General features: G+C 51.8%; 16 protein-coding genes. 9 read left to right on the plus strand and 7 right to left on the minus strand.

Annotation, left to right across the window (positions count from 1 at the left end; genetic code table 11):
• Positions 1–20: 20 nt before the first annotated feature.
• Together R3I13_RS20020 and R3I13_RS20025 are read right to left on the minus strand one after the other, a co-directional pair.
• Positions 21–1520 carry a hypothetical protein gene (locus R3I13_RS20020; RefSeq protein WP_346319749.1) on the minus strand — a complete coding sequence of 500 codons (1500 nt, stop codon included), beginning with the start codon at positions 1518–1520 and terminating at the stop codon, positions 21–23.
• A gap of 208 nt (positions 1521–1728) precedes the next feature.
• The gene (locus tag R3I13_RS20025; RefSeq protein ID WP_346319750.1) at positions 1729–2418 is read right to left on the minus strand and encodes a c-type cytochrome; all 690 of its coding nucleotides are present in this window, start codon (positions 2416–2418) and stop codon (positions 1729–1731) included.
• A 310-nt stretch (positions 2419–2728) separates the two neighbouring features.
• Between R3I13_RS20025 and R3I13_RS20030 the strand changes: the two genes are divergently transcribed.
• Positions 2729–4102, plus strand: a complete 1374-nt coding sequence (locus R3I13_RS20030; RefSeq protein ID WP_346319751.1) for a hypothetical protein — start codon at positions 2729–2731, stop codon at positions 4100–4102.
• A gap of 73 nt (positions 4103–4175) precedes the next feature.
• On the opposite strand, the gene R3I13_RS20035 is transcribed toward R3I13_RS20030, so the two are convergent.
• Positions 4176–5741: a calcineurin-like phosphoesterase family protein gene (locus R3I13_RS20035; RefSeq protein WP_346319752.1), complete on the minus strand. Its 1566-nt coding sequence runs from the start codon at positions 5739–5741 to the stop codon at positions 4176–4178.
• Positions 5742–6025: 284 nt separating this feature from the next.
• Here R3I13_RS20035 and R3I13_RS20040 point away from each other — a divergent pair, with 284 nt between their 5' ends.
• From R3I13_RS20040 to R3I13_RS20050, 3 genes are all read left to right on the plus strand, one after another.
• Positions 6026–7681 carry a L,D-transpeptidase family protein gene (locus R3I13_RS20040; protein ID WP_346319753.1) on the plus strand — a complete coding sequence of 552 codons (1656 nt, stop codon included), beginning with the start codon at positions 6026–6028 and terminating at the stop codon, positions 7679–7681.
• A 108-nt stretch (positions 7682–7789) separates the two neighbouring features.
• Complete coding sequence (locus R3I13_RS20045; protein ID WP_346319754.1) at positions 7790–8203, plus strand: hypothetical protein; 414 nt, start codon at positions 7790–7792, stop codon at positions 8201–8203.
• 6 nt (positions 8204–8209) lie between these two features.
• The gene (locus tag R3I13_RS20050; RefSeq protein WP_346319755.1) at positions 8210–8479 is read left to right on the plus strand and encodes a hypothetical protein; all 270 of its coding nucleotides are present in this window, start codon (positions 8210–8212) and stop codon (positions 8477–8479) included.
• A 205-nt stretch (positions 8480–8684) separates the two neighbouring features.
• On the opposite strand, the gene R3I13_RS20055 is transcribed toward R3I13_RS20050, so the two are convergent.
• The 3 genes from R3I13_RS20055 to icd all read right to left on the minus strand — a co-directional run bounded on the left by R3I13_RS20055 (position 8685) and on the right by icd (position 12642).
• Positions 8685–9812 carry a TlpA disulfide reductase family protein gene (locus R3I13_RS20055; protein WP_346319756.1) on the minus strand — a complete coding sequence of 376 codons (1128 nt, stop codon included), beginning with the start codon at positions 9810–9812 and terminating at the stop codon, positions 8685–8687.
• A gap of 186 nt (positions 9813–9998) precedes the next feature.
• Positions 9999–11231, minus strand: coding sequence for an NADP-dependent isocitrate dehydrogenase (locus R3I13_RS20060; RefSeq protein ID WP_120515350.1), 1233 nt, complete (start codon positions 11229–11231; stop codon positions 9999–10001).
• Positions 11232–11376: 145 nt separating this feature from the next.
• Positions 11377–12642 carry an NADP-dependent isocitrate dehydrogenase gene (gene icd / locus R3I13_RS20065; protein ID WP_346319757.1) on the minus strand — a complete coding sequence of 422 codons (1266 nt, stop codon included), beginning with the start codon at positions 12640–12642 and terminating at the stop codon, positions 11377–11379.
• 127 nt (positions 12643–12769) lie between these two features.
• On the opposite strand from icd, the gene R3I13_RS20070 reads away from it, so the two are divergent.
• The 5 genes from R3I13_RS20070 to R3I13_RS20090 all read left to right on the plus strand — a co-directional run bounded on the left by R3I13_RS20070 (position 12770) and on the right by R3I13_RS20090 (position 16500).
• Positions 12770–13438, plus strand: a complete 669-nt coding sequence (locus tag R3I13_RS20070) for a flavodoxin reductase (RefSeq protein WP_346319758.1) — start codon at positions 12770–12772, stop codon at positions 13436–13438.
• Between the two features lie 122 nt (positions 13439–13560).
• Complete coding sequence (locus tag R3I13_RS20075; RefSeq protein WP_346319759.1) at positions 13561–14271, plus strand: LiaF domain-containing protein; 711 nt, start codon at positions 13561–13563, stop codon at positions 14269–14271.
• Positions 14272–14357: 86 nt separating this feature from the next.
• Positions 14358–14711 (plus strand): DUF4288 domain-containing protein, encoded by a 354-nt coding sequence (locus R3I13_RS20080; RefSeq protein WP_346319760.1) that lies wholly within the window; start codon positions 14358–14360, stop codon positions 14709–14711.
• A 15-nt stretch (positions 14712–14726) separates the two neighbouring features.
• The gene (locus R3I13_RS20085; RefSeq protein ID WP_346319761.1) at positions 14727–15794 is read left to right on the plus strand and encodes a histidine kinase; all 1068 of its coding nucleotides are present in this window, start codon (positions 14727–14729) and stop codon (positions 15792–15794) included.
• Positions 15769–16500, plus strand: coding sequence for a LytTR family DNA-binding domain-containing protein (locus R3I13_RS20090; protein ID WP_346319762.1), 732 nt, complete (start codon positions 15769–15771; stop codon positions 16498–16500). Before R3I13_RS20085 ends, R3I13_RS20090 begins: the two co-directional genes overlap by 26 nt.
• On the opposite strand, the gene R3I13_RS20095 is transcribed toward R3I13_RS20090, so the two are convergent.
• Positions 16495–16884: a hypothetical protein gene (locus R3I13_RS20095; protein ID WP_346319763.1), complete on the minus strand. Its 390-nt coding sequence runs from the start codon at positions 16882–16884 to the stop codon at positions 16495–16497. The two genes, R3I13_RS20090 and R3I13_RS20095, sit on opposite strands and share 6 nt — an antisense overlap.
• Positions 16885–16902 lie beyond the last annotated feature (18 nt).

Genomic DNA, 16902 nt, shown 5'->3' on the forward strand with positions numbered 1-16902 from the left:
GAGAATAAGCCTGTCTGGCTTTAATATCCGCACCAGAAGTTGTACGGGGTTATCCCATTGGCGGATGCCGGGAGATTGTACCCGATGCGGTAGCGGAAAGTATTTGCCACGTTGCCGGGCGTATTGTCATCCGCCATCAATATCATATCAAGGTTGCCGTCCGCATTCAGGTCGCCGAGGGCAATGCCGGCTCCATATCCGTCTTCCCCAACACCGCGGTAAGTGATATAATTCGCATTGGCTACGCCGTTACCTGATGTATTCACATTATGTACCACACGGTACCTGAATGAATTTTCTCCCGGCGCGTCGTCATAAGCCAGGAAGAAAAATTCAGGGTAGCCGTTGCCGTCTATATCCCTTACATCAAAACCAGCGCCATGCCCATGATCTCCAACGCCCGGCACCGACACATAGCCGCTCCAGTTGGCGGTATACCCCGCGGCATTGGGATTGTAGCCGATCTTATACCTGAATATGTTTGCTCCCGAAGGATCGACGTATGCCATCAGGATGATGTCTTTCACGCCGTTCTGGTCTATATCCCACATGGCGATTCCTGCTCCGTTTGCAAGATCGCCGAGGCCGGTAACGGTATGGTAATTGGCGGGCCAGCCGGCAGCAGGCTCGCCGTTGGCGTTCAGGTCCAGACCTACCCTGTAGCGGAAGGTGTTGGCGCCGGAAGGATCGTCATATGCCATGATGATCATGTCCTTGATGCCGTTGCCATTGATATCTTCCACAACAACGCCTGCACCTGCGCCGTCTACGCCCAATCCCGTAACAGTTACCACGGAGGTAATATCTGCAGTGGTGCCATTGGTGCTTACATCCCTTAAGAATTTGTACTTGAAACTATTGGCACCAGGCGCATCGTCGTAGGTCATCAGCACGAGGTCAGGAACACCATTGCCGTTGATGTCCGTGATCTTAACATCCGCGCCGTCGTCCACAACGCCGAGCCCTGCTACCTGCACTACACCTGCGGTCCAGTACCAGAGGCTGTAGTTGATGCCGATTCTCGGAATGCCGGCTGCATCCGTGTAATGATATGCTGCTTCAAGCGCATAGGATTTACCGCAGGTCAGCCAGGCTGAAAATGGAGGGAAGGTCAATACCCCTGAACCGGTTGTGCCGAGGTATGCTACGCGGGTAGTACCATCATTGAGGTACCAGTCCGTGTAACTGGGGTTCATAACACTGAAGCAAACGGTAGCTTGGATCGTGACATTTGAACCTGTTTGTGAAATAATGGAAAAGGCCGGCTGGCATACGGCCATCGAACCGGGATCGGGCTTGCCCACGGCCAGTTTGTGAGCGGGCCATTGGCGCACACTGTCACCGGGTTTCAGGGGAATGTATACCGCGGAATCGTTTTTAATGAATACCTGTTCAATGATCCGCCTTGCGCTGGCGTCTGGTGTGCTTTCCGGGACGGGCTTTTCATTTTTTTTACAGGCTGCAAAGGCAAGCGGGGTCAACAGGGCTACAAAGCATAGCTTCTTCATGTGTCTTTTCATGGAATGTTATTTAGGGTGAATAAAAAACATCTTAAGCAAGGCCATTTAAGCCTCATTCATTGGTTAACGATCGTATGTAAAACTGGATTATCAGGGATTCATGTATAAGCAGGTTCACAAACATTTTATTTACGCAAGTGAATGTACAGTATTTTTATTTTCTTCCGGGAAAATTTTTTTGTACAAATGGATTTTAAAAGAAAAGCACTCAGCTTCCATTTATGGAATGAATGTACGCTACCACCTCCGCCACCTGCCTGCCTGTCAGTGAGCCTTTCCAGGGTTTCATTCCTTTCTCCGGCACGCCGTTCCAGATAGTATGGAATATTTCCTTTGTACTGCCGCCGTGCAGCCAGGTATTGTCTGTAAGGTCGGGTCCCACCGTGCCTTTGCCTTGTGAGCCGTGGCATACGGCGCATTTGCTGACGAACGTGAGCCTGCCCGCTTTCAGGGATGATTCATCATTTAATTCCGGCACGTTGTTCTCGTCGATCTGTTCTTTCATGGTAACATTTTCCGTCTGCTTTGTAACGGGTTTTGCATGGCTGAGCTGGAACGACCACAGATAGCCGGCCAGCCCCGCCACGATGAAAGAAACCGCCCATGCCTTGCTGTGCACGCGCAGCCCGGTAAGCGACCGCAGTACCTGCAGCAGCACCAGTATCACTATGATTTCCGTGATGATGACAGACATCATGATGTACAATGCATAATCCGGCAAACCGGGAACGAAAGGAGCGGCCAGTAGTACGCTTTTCATGTAACGTTCGCGGTAAACGTCCATTGCGCTGTGAATAGTGTAGGCCAGCATGATGATCACTACGAGCAGGCCGAAAGCGATGCCCAGCAATAGCATAGCCACGGGGTGGGAGAGTTCAAGGAAGTCGTTTGCATTCATAGAGCGTGGGATTGTTTCCTGAATCTACCGTAGAAAATATACTATGGGCATGAGCCGTCTCAACAGGCAACATGACTTTGATCAGCCCGCTGGCCTGAATCATATAACGAATCACCATAATTGTGTAACAATCAGCAATTAATGTGGCCCTACCTTTGTGACAGATTAAGACAGGTACCATGGTTAAGATCATTAAGAACATTCTCCGGTTCGTCCGGTCGTTATTTGTAAAGAAGAATTGCTGTAAATAAATACACATGAGTTCTGGACGCAGTACAGACCCCATGTGGCAATTGAAAAAGACAAACACATGAAACATTTAACAGGACTATTGCTGCTTATAGGAATGGCTTTCGGCGCGCAGGCGCAACACGACCATCATATGCCCGCCAAAAAAGACACCGTTCCTACCAAAAAAGATACTTCCATGCATGCAGGACATGACACGCACAAGGGGCATGATATGCATGAAGGGCACGATATGAGCAATATGACCAGCGCATATTCCCTGAACCTTCCCATGAACAGGAACGGGTCCGGTACCAGCTGGCTGCCTGACAACAGCCCGATGTACATGTATATGGCGCAGAAAGGGAAAACTTCCTTTATGTTCCATGGCAACGTGTTCCTGCGGTATACCTCTACAGACTTCACCGCTAAAGGCTCCCGCGGCGCGGCCAAGCTGGATGCGCCCAACTGGTTCATGGGCATGATGAACCACCGCGTGGGTAAAAAAGGATTGCTGAATGCCACGGTCATGCTGAGTTTCGACCGGGCTGTGATGGGCGGCGCCGGTTACCCGTTGCTGTTCCAGAGCGGGGAAACCTGGAAAGGCAAGCCGCTGGTAGACCGCCAGCACCCGCACGATCTCTTTGCGGCGTTGAGCGTAGGCTACACTTACGCCATCAATAAAGACATGGATGTATACGCTTACCTCGGCTATCCCGGCGAACCGTCTATCAGCGCGCCCGCTTTCATGCACCGCGTATCGGCTATGAACAATCCCGATGCGCCGCTGGGCCACCACTGGCAGGATGCAACGCACATCACCTTCGGCGTGGGTACGCTGGGCTTTCGTTACAAACAGGTAAAGGCGGAATTCTCCAGCTTCACAGGCCGCGAACCGGATGAGAACCGTTACGACTTCGACAAACCGCTGTTCGACAGCTATGCCTACCGCCTGAGCTACAATCCTTCCAAACAATGGGCCCTGCAGTTCTCCCAGGCATTCGTGCACAGTCCTGAAACGCTGGAACCTGGAGAGAACGTGACCCGAACCACCGCTTCCGCCATCCATACCGGCCTGCTGCGCAAACCCGGCAGCTTCGTAGCTTCAACAGCCGTATGGGGCCTCAACAGCAAAAGCGATGGCCATAAGGAACATTCATTCCTGGCGGAAAGCAACCTGCAATTGCAAAAGAACGCTATCTACGGCCGCTACGAATTCGTGGAAAAAAGCACGCATGAACTGCAGCTCGAAGACAAACTGGGCGAAGCGAAATTCAGCGTACATGCCTTCACGTTAGGATACGCCCGCACGCTGGCCACCGTCTGGAAAACGAACCTGGCAGTGGGCGCCCAGGGCACCATTGACGTTGAAGACAAAGCGTTGTATGGCATTTACGGGAAGAACCCGCTGAGCGCGCAGGTGTACCTCCGCATCAGCCCGGCCCTTCACCGTTAAGCCGACGATCCGAAAATAAAGCAGGCCGCCTGGAATACCAGGCGGCCTGTGTGTTTTTGTATAGCTGCTTTACTTACTCTGCGATCGTGTAGTCGATAGACTGTGTATGCGTTTTGCCATAACGGTCGGTGGCTTTTACAGTTACCGTGTGTTTGCCGGCGCTCAGCTTAAACGGCGCTTTTGCCGACCACAGGTGTGTACAGGCCTGTGCGTTGGAAGGACGCCTGCCGGGCAGCACTTTTTCGGTATGGTCAAACAGGTGGAGGATGTCCAGGTAATTGGGATCGTAGTCTTCAATGTAATCCATGGGCTTGAAGGCTCCGCCATCCACGGAATATTCCACTTTATCGCCTTTGGCGCCCATAAAGAAGTTGGCGTAGATCGCGGAAGAACTGTTCTGGTCCTTTTTGATCACTTTCGGGGCAAACAGGGCCATCTGGTAGTTTTCAGGCTGGCCGGCCACTTTGTAGTCTATTGTATATTGGTTGCCGGATATGTTGAGGAAAGCGTAGCCTTTGGGTGTGCCGTCGCGCATAGTGGAGGCGGGAACGCCCTGTGCGTTCAGCTGGCCGGAGTACCAGTCGCCGGAAGTGGTGCCGGCGTTGTATTCATGATGCGGTTTTTCCTGGAGCCAGCCATCTTGTTTGCCGTAGAAATTCTGGCGCTGCAGATGTGTGTGGGCGGAGAGAGACAGGGTGTTGGGGAAATCCTTCAGCAGGCTGAACAAGCGGTCGCGGTCCGCCTGGCGGAAGGCCTGGCCGTTTTCATTCAGTAGCGGGATGTGGAACGACAATACGATAAGCTTGTCTTTGCTCACAAATTTCAGGTCGTTTTCGATGAACTGCAATTGGTCTTCCCTGAAACCGCCCCAGTAGCCTTTGCCGTCGCGCGGGTCGGGGTAGAGGATATCGTCCAGCACAATAAAGTGCGCGTTGGCTACATTGAAGGAATAATTCGCGGGACCGAAGTTGGCTTCGAAAGTTTCGTCGCTGAGACTGTCTGCTTTGGCTTCGTAGTTCATATCATGGTTGCCCATTACGTTGTACCAGGGCAGGCCTACTTTCTTTACTGCCCGGATGTAGGGCTGGTGAAGGTTGAGGTTGTCGCCCACGAGATCGCCGAGGCTGAGGCCGAACGCGAAATTTTTGATGCCTTCCACTTCAGCCACCACGCCTTTTTCAAAATGTTCGATCTCTTCCATGGTATAGGGTTGCGGGTCGCCGAATACGAGCACGCGGAAATCGTTATTTTCAGCTTGCTGGCGAAGCGCGAAATTCACCAGCGCAGGCGTAGGCCCGGTGGGAGCGGCGCCTTTATATTTAAAACCCTGCGGTGCGCCCTGCGGTTTGATAAGAAAGTAATTTTTCGGAAGGTTGCTGGAATCCAGCGGGAACTGGTAGCCGGAGGGCTTGATGGCGAAGATCACCTGGTCCTGCCCGGCGGGCAGTGTATAAAAACCTTTATCGTCTGTCTGCACCACTTCCAGCCCATTGCTGACGCCTACGCCGGCAATGCCTTTTTCTTTTTTGTCCATTTTTCCATTGCTGTTGGCGTCGAGGTAAACATAGCCTTTCACCTGTGCAAGGCAGCTGCCGGTTGCGAATAAAGCGGCAGCCAGGGTAAGAATAGGTAGTTTCATATTGTTAACTTTATTTCGAAGGCGCAAGATTTGGAAAAAAATATGAAACGTTTTAGAAGACGGTTTTATCAGATTGTTAAGGAATTTTAACCACGGACTGTCCCAATCCCCAGCCTGAAGTAGTATTTCCACTACGCAATTATTCAGCTCCTGTAGTATTTAAATTACTTAAAATATGTATTCCCCGCAATCCCAAAACTATTTTTGTGAATAGCACGTTAATTGCAGCACGGAGTTTGCTTTTTATTCTACATTAGCTCATGTAAAAACAGTGGGGAAAAGGGATGAATTATTTCAAAACCGCCTGGATATTGTTGTTAATCGTAGCTGTAACCGCCTGCGGCAGGAAGAAAGGCAAGCCCAGGCAACAGGAGATCGTGAAGACCATCCGCCAGCTGGATGAAGTGGTGCCGGCGCAGATCAGCGAGCGGCTGGAATATGTTGCGGGGAATGATGGCATGATGGAAGACAGCGTGCCTGCTTTTCGCCTCAGCACGCTGCAATATGCTTACAACCGGCAGCAGGGCACGGCTTTATGGTCGAAGAACGGCAGGACGGCCCCGGGGGCAGACAGCCTGATGCAATGGATCAACGCTGCGGGCATTTACGGCCTGAACCCGGCGCATTATCATGCTGAAGCGCTCAATGGCGCACGCGAACAATTCAGGGCCGGGAAGGAGGCGCAAAAAGACGCCGCGCTCTGGGCCAAAATGGATGTGCTGCTGACCGACGCTTTTTTTAAAATGGCTTATCACCTGCATTATGGCGTTGCCCCGAGAGACAGTGTTACGCTGCGGAAAGATTCCCTGTTGTCAGACACCGTGCTTACAGACCTGCTGCAACAGGCATTGCAGAACGGCAATATTTCCGCAGCCCTCCGGCAGCAGGAGCCCCTGCATCCCGGTTACATCGCGTTGAAAGAAGGCGTTCAGCAATACGAACAGCAGTTTGGCGATATGCGCTGGGACACCCTGCCACAGCAATATTACGATACCCTTCAATTCAAACAGCAGCTGGCCGCGAGGCTCATCCTCACAGGACAGCTCGACTCCGCCGGCTTCGTAATTACAGATTCGGTGATGCTGAAGAACGCGGTGAAGAAATTCCAGAGAGAATTCAACATTTACCCGGATGGCATTGCCGGCAAACGCACGATACAAACGCTTAACAAACAACCGCAGGACTGGATGCTGCAAGCCGCCATCAACCTGGACCGCTGGCGCAAGCTGCCCGATACGCTGCCCGCGCGTTACCTGCTGGTGAACATCCCCGCCTTCCGCCTCAACGTGATGGAAGACACTGCTAACGTGGTGGAGAGCCGCGTGATCGTAGGCACTCCCCGCACGCGCACGCCTATCCTCAATTCGGTAATGACCAACTTCGTGCTGTATCCTTACTGGCGCGTGCCCTATAGCATCGTATTCAAGGAAATGCTGCCGCAGATCAAAAAGGATGTGAACTACCTGGCGGAAAAGAACCTTGAAGTGGTGGATCATCGCGGCAACGTGGTAAGCCCCGATTCCATCGACTGGAACAAGCTGAGCCGCAAGTATTTTCCTTATGTGCTGCGGCAGATGGACGGGCTGGACAATTCATTGGGCATTCTCAAATTCAACTTCCACAACAAATTCAGCGTATACCTGCACGATACCAACAACCGCACGCTCTTCAGCAACAACAACCGCGCGCTGAGCCACGGCTGCGTGCGCGTACAGGCCTGGGACAGCCTGGCCATGTATATGATCCGCAACGACCCGCGCCCTGAAATGCGCGACAGCGTGAGGTCCTGGCTGGATAAAGAAGAGCAGCGCGTGTATTCCATGACCAACAGGCTGCCGATCTATATCCGTTATTTTACGGCGGAAATGCGCTACGGGCGTTTGCAGTTTTATGAAGATGTGTACGGTGAAGACAAAACTTTAGAGAAATATTTTAGATAAGACCGGAGAAAAAATATTTTCAAAAAAACGTTGGTGCATTCGAAGAATGATTACATTGCAGCACACCTTTAACCCCTGCATTAATTAACCAATCATTGTGAAAGCGCCATGCTTAAAATGACTGAAAAACGGAAAAATTGTAACCCCGGGACGCAGCTGGAAAAAGAAGTCAGGAAATTCCAAGCTGTTGTGAAAAAGGCGATGCCCCGCCAGCCGGTTCTCAAGCTGACGGACGAGGAAATCTTCAACATGACAGAAAATCTTGTCAGGACTTTTTTTAACGATCAGCAAAAATGGATCGAAGGCATTTACAAGTATAAGGACCGGTCTTTTGACCTGTTTTATTTGGTCGTGCTCAAAAGAGATAGTACTGCGGGCCGGGAGAGGATATTTAAGTTTTACGAGATTCTTGAGACGGTAGAATTTAAGGGTCAGCCTCATGTGTCTTTCCAGTTTGTGCCTCAGCGTTTAAAAACGAATGTCAGGGCGTGGCGGGAAGTAGTTCCTTTTACTTTTAAATAAGTAGCTATGGAACCACATATTAACCAGGCAAACCATAATTTGCAACTGCATGCCATTTTATGCGAGCGATATTCCACACAGTATTTTGATTGGAAGATCACTATCCTGTTCTATGTGGCGCTGCATCTTTTAAAGGCGCTAGCAAAAAGGAAAAATATCAAGATCGGGCAAACCCATTCGGATATTGAAAGCAATTGTAATCCCAGGAGATTCAAAGGGAAAATGCCATTAACGGAACGGGCATGGATTCGAGTATTGTCATGTAGCGAGATATAACGGTTTAAGCACTGAGAATAAGTTACTGGGCAACTTCATGCAGGAAGACTATGAGGAATGCCTTCAGCATTTTGATTTCTTCAGGAAGTTTATGCTGGGGAAGGGGATTGATATTGATCTTTATCAATAAAAAAGCCCCCAAAAAGTATTCGGCTTTTTGGGGGCAGTACCTGAAACAGTCTTTTATCTGCGTTACGGCAATCGTTTAGTGGATCAACTCCGACAGTTTTTTATCCAGCTCTTCCCCGCGCAGGTTCTTCGCGATGATCTTGCCCTGGGGGTCGATCAGGAAGTTCTGGGGAATGGAGCGGATGGCGTATTGTTTGGCCACGGCATTGTCCCAGAATGCAAGGTCTGATACATGCGTCCAGGTGAGGTTGTCGTCTGAGATCGCTTTCAGCCATTTTTCTTTGGCGTTCGACTGGTCGAGGGATACGCCCAGGATGGTGAAGTTCTTGTCCTTGTAATTATTGTAAGCCTTCACCACGTTCGGGTTCTCAGCACGGCAGGGACCGCACCAGCTTGCCCAGAAGTCGATCAGCACGTATTTGCCGCGGAAAGACGCGAGGGAAACGGGTTTGCCTTCAGGATCGTTTTGCACGAACTCAGGAGCGGTAGCGCCGATGGATACTGCTTTTATTTTGTTGAGATAGTCGTTGTATTGTTTCCCGGCTTCGCTGTTCTGCACTTCTGAACTCAGTTTGGTGAACTGGGGATACACAGTTGCGTAGTCAGGTGTAGAGCCGGCGAGCTGTTTCACTACATCGAGTGCTACAAAGCTTTTGGTGTGTTTGGCCAGGAACTGCTTCAGCAGGGCCTCGCGGTCATCTTCGATCTGTTTGGATTCAGCCATGAGGCCGGCCATAAAAGTTGAATCTTTCTGCATGTCAGGGGAAGCACCGTAGTATTTGGCCATCAGCGCGCCGTTGCGTGCGTTCACGTCCTTCAGCAGCGTGTTTAGCTCAGCGTTGTCCGCATTGTTAGGGCCGCCTTTTACGGTGGCGTTATGCATGCTGTCTTTGCTCTGCACCAGGATCTCGCCTTTTTCCAAGTAAACGCTCACGCTGGATTTCTGTGCAATTGGGCGGGGAGTGCCCGGGCCGTAGCTCAGCGCTATTGTAGCGCTTGCCGGGCTTTTAACGGTGCCGCTGAAAGTGAATTCGCCGTTGTTCAGCGCGGCTGAATCGGTTACTCTTTTGCCGTCGGCCACATACATCAGGTATGCTTTAACAGGTTCGCTGTGGGTACCTATCTTGCCTTTAATGGTATATGCGTCTTGCGCATGTACGAACGCCGGCAGGAGCAAAGCCGGTAATAATAATCCTTTTTTCATGATTGGTTGGGTTTGAGGATAAATGTAACGAAAAGTGCCGGTTGGGCCGCCAAAAACTGCATGAACGGCAGGGATCAGTGATGTGATGTTGCAGCGAAGGGCGATTCCCGGGGAAAATGCCGTCAACTGCTGTAAAAAAAGCGGCCCCCGTGTGGAGGCCGCCCGTATGCAGATATACGTCTGTGCTTATTTAGCGAGTTTCGCTTTCAGCGCTGTGTCCAGCTCGGCAAGGAATTCCTCGGTGTAAAGGTAATGTTTGCCATGCTCCACTTTGTTGCCATGGATACAAACAGCCAGGTCCTTGGTCATTTTACCGCTTTCAACGGTCTCTACGCACACCTGTTCCAGCGCGTGGCAGAAGTTCACCAACTCCTGGTTGCCGTCCAGCTTGCCACGGAACTCCAGGCCGCGCGTCCATGCGAAGATGGAGGCGATGGGGTTGGTGGAAGTGGGCTTGCCGGCCTGGTGGTCGCGGTAGTGGCGGGTAACGGTGCCGTGCGCGGCTTCCGCTTCCATCGTTTTACCGTCGGGCGTAACGAGGGTGGAGGTCATGAGGCCGAGAGAGCCGAAGCCCTGCGCCACGGTGTCTGACTGTACGTCGCCATCGTAGTTCTTACACGCCCATACGAAGTTACCGTTCCATTTCAGCGCGGAGGCCACCATGTCGTCTATCAGGCGGTGCTCGTAAGTGAGGCCCGCTTTGTCGAATTCAGCTTTGAATTCCTGCTGGTAGATCTCTTCGAAAATATCTTTGAAACGGCCATCGTATTTTTTCAGGATGGTGTTCTTGGTGCTGAGGTACAGCGGCCATTTTTTCATCAGCGCCTGGTTGAAGCAGGAGCGGGCGAAGCCGCGGATAGACTCGTCTGTATTGTACATCGCCAGCGCAACGCCGTCGCCTTTAAAGTTGTATACTTCATGCTCGATCACTTCGCCGTTCTCGCCTTCAAATTTGATGGTGAGCTTGCCTTTGCCTTTGGTCACAAAGTCTGTAGCGCGGTACTGGTCGCCGAATGCGTGGCGGCCGATGCAGATGGGTGCGGTCCAGTTGGGCACAAGGCGGGGAACGTTCTTGGTCACAATGGGCTCACGGAACACGGTGCCGTCCAGGATGTTGCGGATGGTGCCGTTGGGTGATTTCCACATTTGTTTCAGCTTGAACTCTTTTACACGCTCTTCATCAGGCGTGATGGTAGCGCATTTGATACCCACGCTGTACTGTTTGATCGCATTGGCTGCGTCTACAGTCACCTGGTCGTTGGTGGCATCGCGGTGCTCCATTCCGAGGTCAAAATATTTAATATCCAGGTCCAGATAAGGAGTGATCAGTTTGTCTTTAATGAACTTCCAGATGATCCGCGTCATTTCGTCGCCATCCAGTTCAACCACAGGGTTTGCAACTTTGATTTTTTGTGACATCAGTTTTTATTTTTTATTACAGCCAATTTCAAATACGTATCCGGTTGATTGGATTACGTTTTTTTATCAAATGATTTGATTACAGTTTCGAAAGATAATATTTACCGGCCGAATTTTGCAATCAGTTGCATGAAATTCATATTGCCTACAGCTGCTTGATGATCTCGTCGGCGAACTCGCTGCATTTAACGAGCGTGGCATCGTCCATCAGCTTGTAGAAATCGATGGTCACCCTTTTGCGCATAATCGCCGTGCTGAGACCGTGCACGATGATGTCCGCCGCTTCTTTCCAGCCCATGTATTCCAGCATCATTACGCCGGAAAGGATCACGGAAGAGGGGTTCATCGTATCTGTATTCGCGAAGCGGGGCGCGGTGCCGTGCGTGGCTTCAAATACGGCGTGGCCGGTAGCGTAGTTGATGTTGCCGCCCGGCGCAATGCCGATGCCGCCCACAGCCGCTGCCAGCGCGTCGGAGATATAGTCGCCGTTCAGGTTCAGGGTCGCTATCACGGAATATTCCTGCGGTGCCAGGAGTATCTGCTGAAGGAAGTTGTCTGCGATCACATCGTTGATGATGATCTTATTGTGCGCCTGCGCTACTTTCAGCTCGCGGTTGGCTTCTTCTTCGCTTTTTTCTTTCTTGGTCTGTTCCCACTGCCCCCAGGTATACACGTAGTCGCCAAACTCGCGTACCGCCAGCTCGTAGCCCCAGTTCTTGAAGCCGCCTTCGGTGAACTTCATGATGTTGCCTTTGTGAACGAGGGAAACGGTAGGCCGTTTGTGCTCGATGGCGTATTTGATGGCAGCGCGCACCAGCCTTTCGGTGCCTTCCTTGGAAACGGGCTTGATGCCCAGGGAAGAGGTCTCGGGGAAGCGGATCTGCTTCACGCCCAGCTCTTCGGTGAGGAATTTCAGGAGTTTGTTGGCCCCTTCGGTGCCGTACATATATTCGATGCCGGCATAAATGTCTTCGGTGTTCTCGCGGAAGATCACCATATCCACCTTTTCAGGGCGCTTCACGGGGGAGGGCACCTTGTTGAACCAGCGCACGGGGCGCACGCAGGCGTAGAGGTCCAGCTCCTGGCGCATGGCTACGTTCAGCGAACGGATGCCGCCGCCTACCGGGGTGGTGAGGGGGCCTTTGATAGATACGAGGTATTCCTTCAATGCGTCCAACGTGGTTTTGGGAAGCCATTCGCCTGTTTCCTGGAAAGCCTTTTCGCCAGCCAGTACTTCTTTCCACTCGATCTTCCGTTCGCCGCCATAGGCCTTTTCGACCGCTGCGTCAAACACTCTCACACTGGCGCGCCAAATGTCGGGGCCAATGCCATCTCCGATAATGAACGGAATAATAGGATGGGCAGGAACCTTGATCTGCCCGTTGGTCATCTGAATTTTTTCTGCCGGCATATATGCTGTGTTATTATTTCATTAATGCTCCGCAAAGGTATGACATTTGGACTAGGCCTGCACCCCGGAATTGTGATAATTACCTTAAATTAGAAGGAGAATTGCTGCACCAGAAAATCAAGGAACTATGGCTGAACATATTGTGTCAATATTAGATATAACCCCGGTAACCCACAATGTAAAGCGATTTACCCTTCAAAAACCTGCCGGTTACACGTTCATACCCGGCCAGGCAACCGATGTGGCCATCAATCTCCCCGGCTGGGAAGACCAGCTCAGGCCCTTTACCTTCACCGCCCTCAATGAATGGGATACCCTGGAATTCACCATCAAGATATACGACGATCATCCCCATCCCAGCGTGACCCGCCAGCTGGGGCTGCTGAAACCCGGCAACAGCCTTATCCTGCACGACGTTTGGGGCGCTATCCATTACGAGGGCGAGGGCGTGTTCATTGCCGGCGGCGCCGGGATCACCCCTTTTATAGCCATTTTCCGCCAATTGCATAAAGACGGCAGGCTGGGCAACAACAAGCTCATCTTCTCCAATAAGACCCGGGAAGACATTATCCTGGAGTCAGAATTCAAGGCCATGCTCGGTAAAAATTTCATCAATACCCTTACGGATGAGGCCTTCCCGGGCTATGACCATCATTACGTGGACGAGGTATACCTGCGCGACAAAGTGAAGGACTTCGGCCAGCATTTCTACATCTGCGGCCCCGATGCCATGGTAGCCGGCGTCCAGTCCATTATCCGGAAACTGGGCGGCGAATCCGTTATCGTCGAACTGTGAGCATTTTCACCGGCAATTTCCCCCTTTTCACCGGCAACAGCCCCCTCCCCGCCTAAGCAGCATTGCCCCGAGCGCCGCGCCGGGGTAGATTTGTATCATAAATTTTAAAAACACTACAATTTATGAGCAGGCATAATCGTCAACAAGATAACGGCAGCGGTCTCTGGGCCGGCGTTATTGTTCTTTGCATAGGTCTTTTCATTTTCCTGAGAAGGGCGGGGCTTGAGCTGCCCGGCTGGATTTTTTCCTGGCCGATGATCCTGATCCTGGTGGGTTTTGTTGTGGGTGCAAGAAGTAAGTTCCAGGGCATTACCTGGTTCATTATCACTTTCATAGGCTGCGTGTTCCTGGTCCCGGAAATTGTGCCGATGGACTGGAATATCCGCAGGTTCCTCTTCCCGATCATCCTCATGGTAGTAGGTGTGAGTATTATCGGGCGGGCCTCCAGCCGGAAACAGCGGTACAATGAAGTGATGAGCGACAGTGGGGTGAACCGGGATGATTTCCTGCAAAGCACCACCATTTTCAGCGGTACGAACAAGATCATCCTGTCGAAGAACTTCCAGGGCGGCAATATTACCACCATCTTCGGCGGCACGGAACTGAACTTCATGCAGGCCGATATACAGGGCGAAGTAGTGCTGGACATCACGACGATGTTTGGCGGTGTGGAGATCGTAGTGCCCAGCAGCTGGGATGTGAAGCTGGATGTGAACACCATCTTCGGCGGAATCGAGGATAAACGCAAGATACCGCCCGTAATGCCCAGCAACAAAGTGCTCGTGCTGAAAGGCTCCTGCACCTTCGGTGGGGTAGACCTGAAAAGTTATTAATGATCTTTCCTTCCGCCGTTCTTTTGTCCGTTGTTAATTGTTATCCATCCCATCCATCCTTATTATTACCCGTAAACCGTTAAAACATGTATTGGTTTGTAGCAAAGATCGTTTACCAGATCATCTGCGGAAAAGGGGAACACCTCCCGCAGTTCGACGAACAGCTGCGCCTGATCAGTGCCGTGAGCAAAAAAGAAGCATGGAAGAAGGCTGTAGAGATCGGGGAGCAGGAGCAATATGCTTTCCGCAATCAAAAGCAGGAGCTGGTGGAATGGCGCTTCATCAATGTGCCCGAGCTAAGCGCGCTGGATGAGCTGAAAGACGGTATGGAGCTGTATTCCCGCGTGGAAGAACCCGAGAATGCCAGCAGCTACGTGGCCCTGCTCCAGATGAAGGCGGCCCAGCTGCAATCGCAGAAATACTTTGAGCTGAATGTATAACCGGTAAAAAACGCAATGGCTACACATCTGCTGAAAGAAACACAATTCCGCTGGACGTTCATCGTAGGGGTATGGATATTCGCGCAAATGCACGGGATCATCCTGAACGCCTGGCTGAAGATACCGATGGCCCTGGCATGGACAGACAGCGCGTTCCACAACGGTCTTCTCGCCATATCCACAGCATGTATCACGCAGATGCTGGCATATTACAGGCCTGTAAAAGGGAAGTATGTGTTCGTGGCATTACTCACCGCAACCGTAGGCGTGATCTGGCTGGCAAGCGTATATTACGCGCTCCGCAGCATTTTTAACGACAACGCCGAATACATGTTGTGGCTGAAAGACACGCTGCCCGTGCGTTTCGCGCTGGGCTGGCTGATCATCACCGGCACGGGTTTCATCAGCTTCTTTTTATATGAAATGGAAGAGCACCGCCAGGCGCTGGCGCGCAAGGAAGCCGCGGAGAAAATGGCCAAAGAAGCAGAGCTCTACAAGCTCCGCCAGCAGCTGCAGCCGCACTTCCTGTTCAACAGCCTGAATTCCATCAATGCTCTCGTCACGCTCAGGCCCGAAGAAGCCCGGCAGATGATCCAGAAGCTGAGCGATTTCCTGAGAGGCACGCTGAAAAAAGAAGACCAGCTCTGGATAACGTTGAAAGAAGAACTGCAATACCTCCAGTTATATCTTGATATCGAAAAGGTGCGCTTCCGCCACCGGCTCAGCACCCAGGTGGAGCAGAGCGACGAAGCCTCCGTTTTACAGGTACCGCCCATGCTTCTCCAGCCCGTAGTGGAGAACGCGATCAAGTTCGGGCTTTACGATACTACGGATGCGATCACCATCGTGATCAAAGCCTGGCAGGAAAACGGCATCCTGGTGGTGTCCGTTTCCAATCCGTTCGACCCTTCCCTGCAACAGCAATCCTGGCAGGGAACGGGTTTCGGGCTCAGCTCCATCAGCCGGAGGCTGTACCTGCTTTTTGCGCGGCAAGACCTGTTGGAAACACGCGTAGAAGGAAATATATTCACTACCCAGATCAAAGTACCGCAATTGCATGATAAAGACAATACTGATCGATGATGAACCGCTGGCGCGCGAGCTGGTGAAAGAATACCTGCAGGCCTACCCGCAGATAGACGTGGTGGCAGAGTGCAACGACGGGTTTGAAGGCCTGAAGGCCATCCAGCAGTACCAGCCCGACCTCATATTCCTGGACATCCAGATGCCGAAGATCAACGGTTTTGAAATGCTGGAGCTGGTGGATAAGATACCCTGCGTGATATTCACCACCGCCTTCGAAGAATATGCGCTGCGCGCATTCGAGGTGAGCGCGGTAGATTACCTGCTGAAGCCGTTCTCCAAAGACCGTTTCGACAAAGCCCTGCAAAAGATGCTGGAGCGGAAGACCGAAATAACGGCGGACTTCCTGGACAGCGCCGCCCGCGAAGTGCCCATGCAGCACAACCGCATCGTGGTGAAGACCAACGGGAAGATCAAGATCATACCCGTGCAGGAGATACACTACCTGGAAGCTGCAGACGATTATGTGAAGATCGTTACCGCCGAAGGCAGTTTCCTGAAAAATAAAACGATGGCTTTTTTTGAAAAGATGCTGGACCCGCAGCAGTTCATCCGTGTGCACCGTTCTTACATCCTGAATGTAAGCCAGATCACCCGGATAGATCCCTACGAAAAAGAAACGTACCTGGCTATATTGCGCGACGGCAGTAAAGTGCTCGTCAGCAAAACGGGTTACCCGAAACTCAAAGAGGTATTGGGGTTATAAGGAACGGAACAATGTTTCCAGCTTTTCCTTCTTTAGTATCTTCTGCCCCTGCTCGCCCGAAGCCACCAGCCGTTCCCCGCAGCGCGCTTCGTAAGAGCAGATGATCTCATTGCCACGGAGGGACTTTACCGTGGCGGTGAATGTCACCACTGAGTCTTCCGGGGCAGGGCTTACGTGATGCACCGAGATCATGGTGCCGATGCCTTCCTCATCTTCCTCTTTCATTTCCAGCACGAACAAACGGCAGCACCATTCTGCATCGCGGGCCAGCGCAAAGGTAGCGTACACGGGGTGTACAGGCCCGCTGTCGAACATCGCGCAATCTGCCGCGGTTACCTGCCGCTGGAATGTTTTCACATCCCCGGGTTTGAATTTGTTCAGCATATATCTTCCGTTTTTACA

Origin of the sequence: Chitinophaga sp. YIM B06452 (assembly GCF_039655965.1) — a bacterium.
Classification (GTDB): Bacteria; Bacteroidota; Bacteroidia; order Chitinophagales; family Chitinophagaceae; genus Chitinophaga.

Bases quoted from the DNA above. Each gene is read 5' to 3' on its own strand.
- R3I13_RS20020 (WP_346319749.1), bottom strand. From the start codon at position 1,520: ATGAAAAGACACATGAAGAAGCTATGCTTTGTAGCCCTGTTGACCCCG.
- R3I13_RS20025 (WP_346319750.1), bottom strand. From the start codon at position 2,418: ATGAATGCAAACGACTTCCTTGAACTCTCCCACCCCGTGGCTATGCTA.
- R3I13_RS20030 (WP_346319751.1), top strand. From the start codon at position 2,729: ATGAAACATTTAACAGGACTATTGCTGCTTATAGGAATGGCTTTCGGC.
- R3I13_RS20035 (WP_346319752.1), bottom strand. From the start codon at position 5,741: ATGAAACTACCTATTCTTACCCTGGCTGCCGCTTTATTCGCAACCGGC.
- R3I13_RS20040 (WP_346319753.1), top strand. From the start codon at position 6,026: ATGAATTATTTCAAAACCGCCTGGATATTGTTGTTAATCGTAGCTGTA.
- R3I13_RS20045 (WP_346319754.1), top strand. From the start codon at position 7,790: ATGCTTAAAATGACTGAAAAACGGAAAAATTGTAACCCCGGGACGCAG.
- R3I13_RS20050 (WP_346319755.1), top strand. From the start codon at position 8,210: ATGGAACCACATATTAACCAGGCAAACCATAATTTGCAACTGCATGCC.
- R3I13_RS20055 (WP_346319756.1), bottom strand. From the start codon at position 9,812: ATGAAAAAAGGATTATTATTACCGGCTTTGCTCCTGCCGGCGTTCGTA.
- R3I13_RS20060 (WP_120515350.1), bottom strand. From the start codon at position 11,231: ATGTCACAAAAAATCAAAGTTGCAAACCCTGTGGTTGAACTGGATGGC.
- icd (WP_346319757.1), bottom strand. From the start codon at position 12,642: ATGCCGGCAGAAAAAATTCAGATGACCAACGGGCAGATCAAGGTTCCT.
- R3I13_RS20070 (WP_346319758.1), top strand. From the start codon at position 12,770: ATGGCTGAACATATTGTGTCAATATTAGATATAACCCCGGTAACCCAC.
- R3I13_RS20075 (WP_346319759.1), top strand. From the start codon at position 13,561: ATGAGCAGGCATAATCGTCAACAAGATAACGGCAGCGGTCTCTGGGCC.
- R3I13_RS20080 (WP_346319760.1), top strand. From the start codon at position 14,358: ATGTATTGGTTTGTAGCAAAGATCGTTTACCAGATCATCTGCGGAAAA.
- R3I13_RS20085 (WP_346319761.1), top strand. From the start codon at position 14,727: ATGGCTACACATCTGCTGAAAGAAACACAATTCCGCTGGACGTTCATC.
- R3I13_RS20090 (WP_346319762.1), top strand. From the start codon at position 15,769: ATGATAAAGACAATACTGATCGATGATGAACCGCTGGCGCGCGAGCTG.
- R3I13_RS20095 (WP_346319763.1), bottom strand. From the start codon at position 16,884: ATGCTGAACAAATTCAAACCCGGGGATGTGAAAACATTCCAGCGGCAG.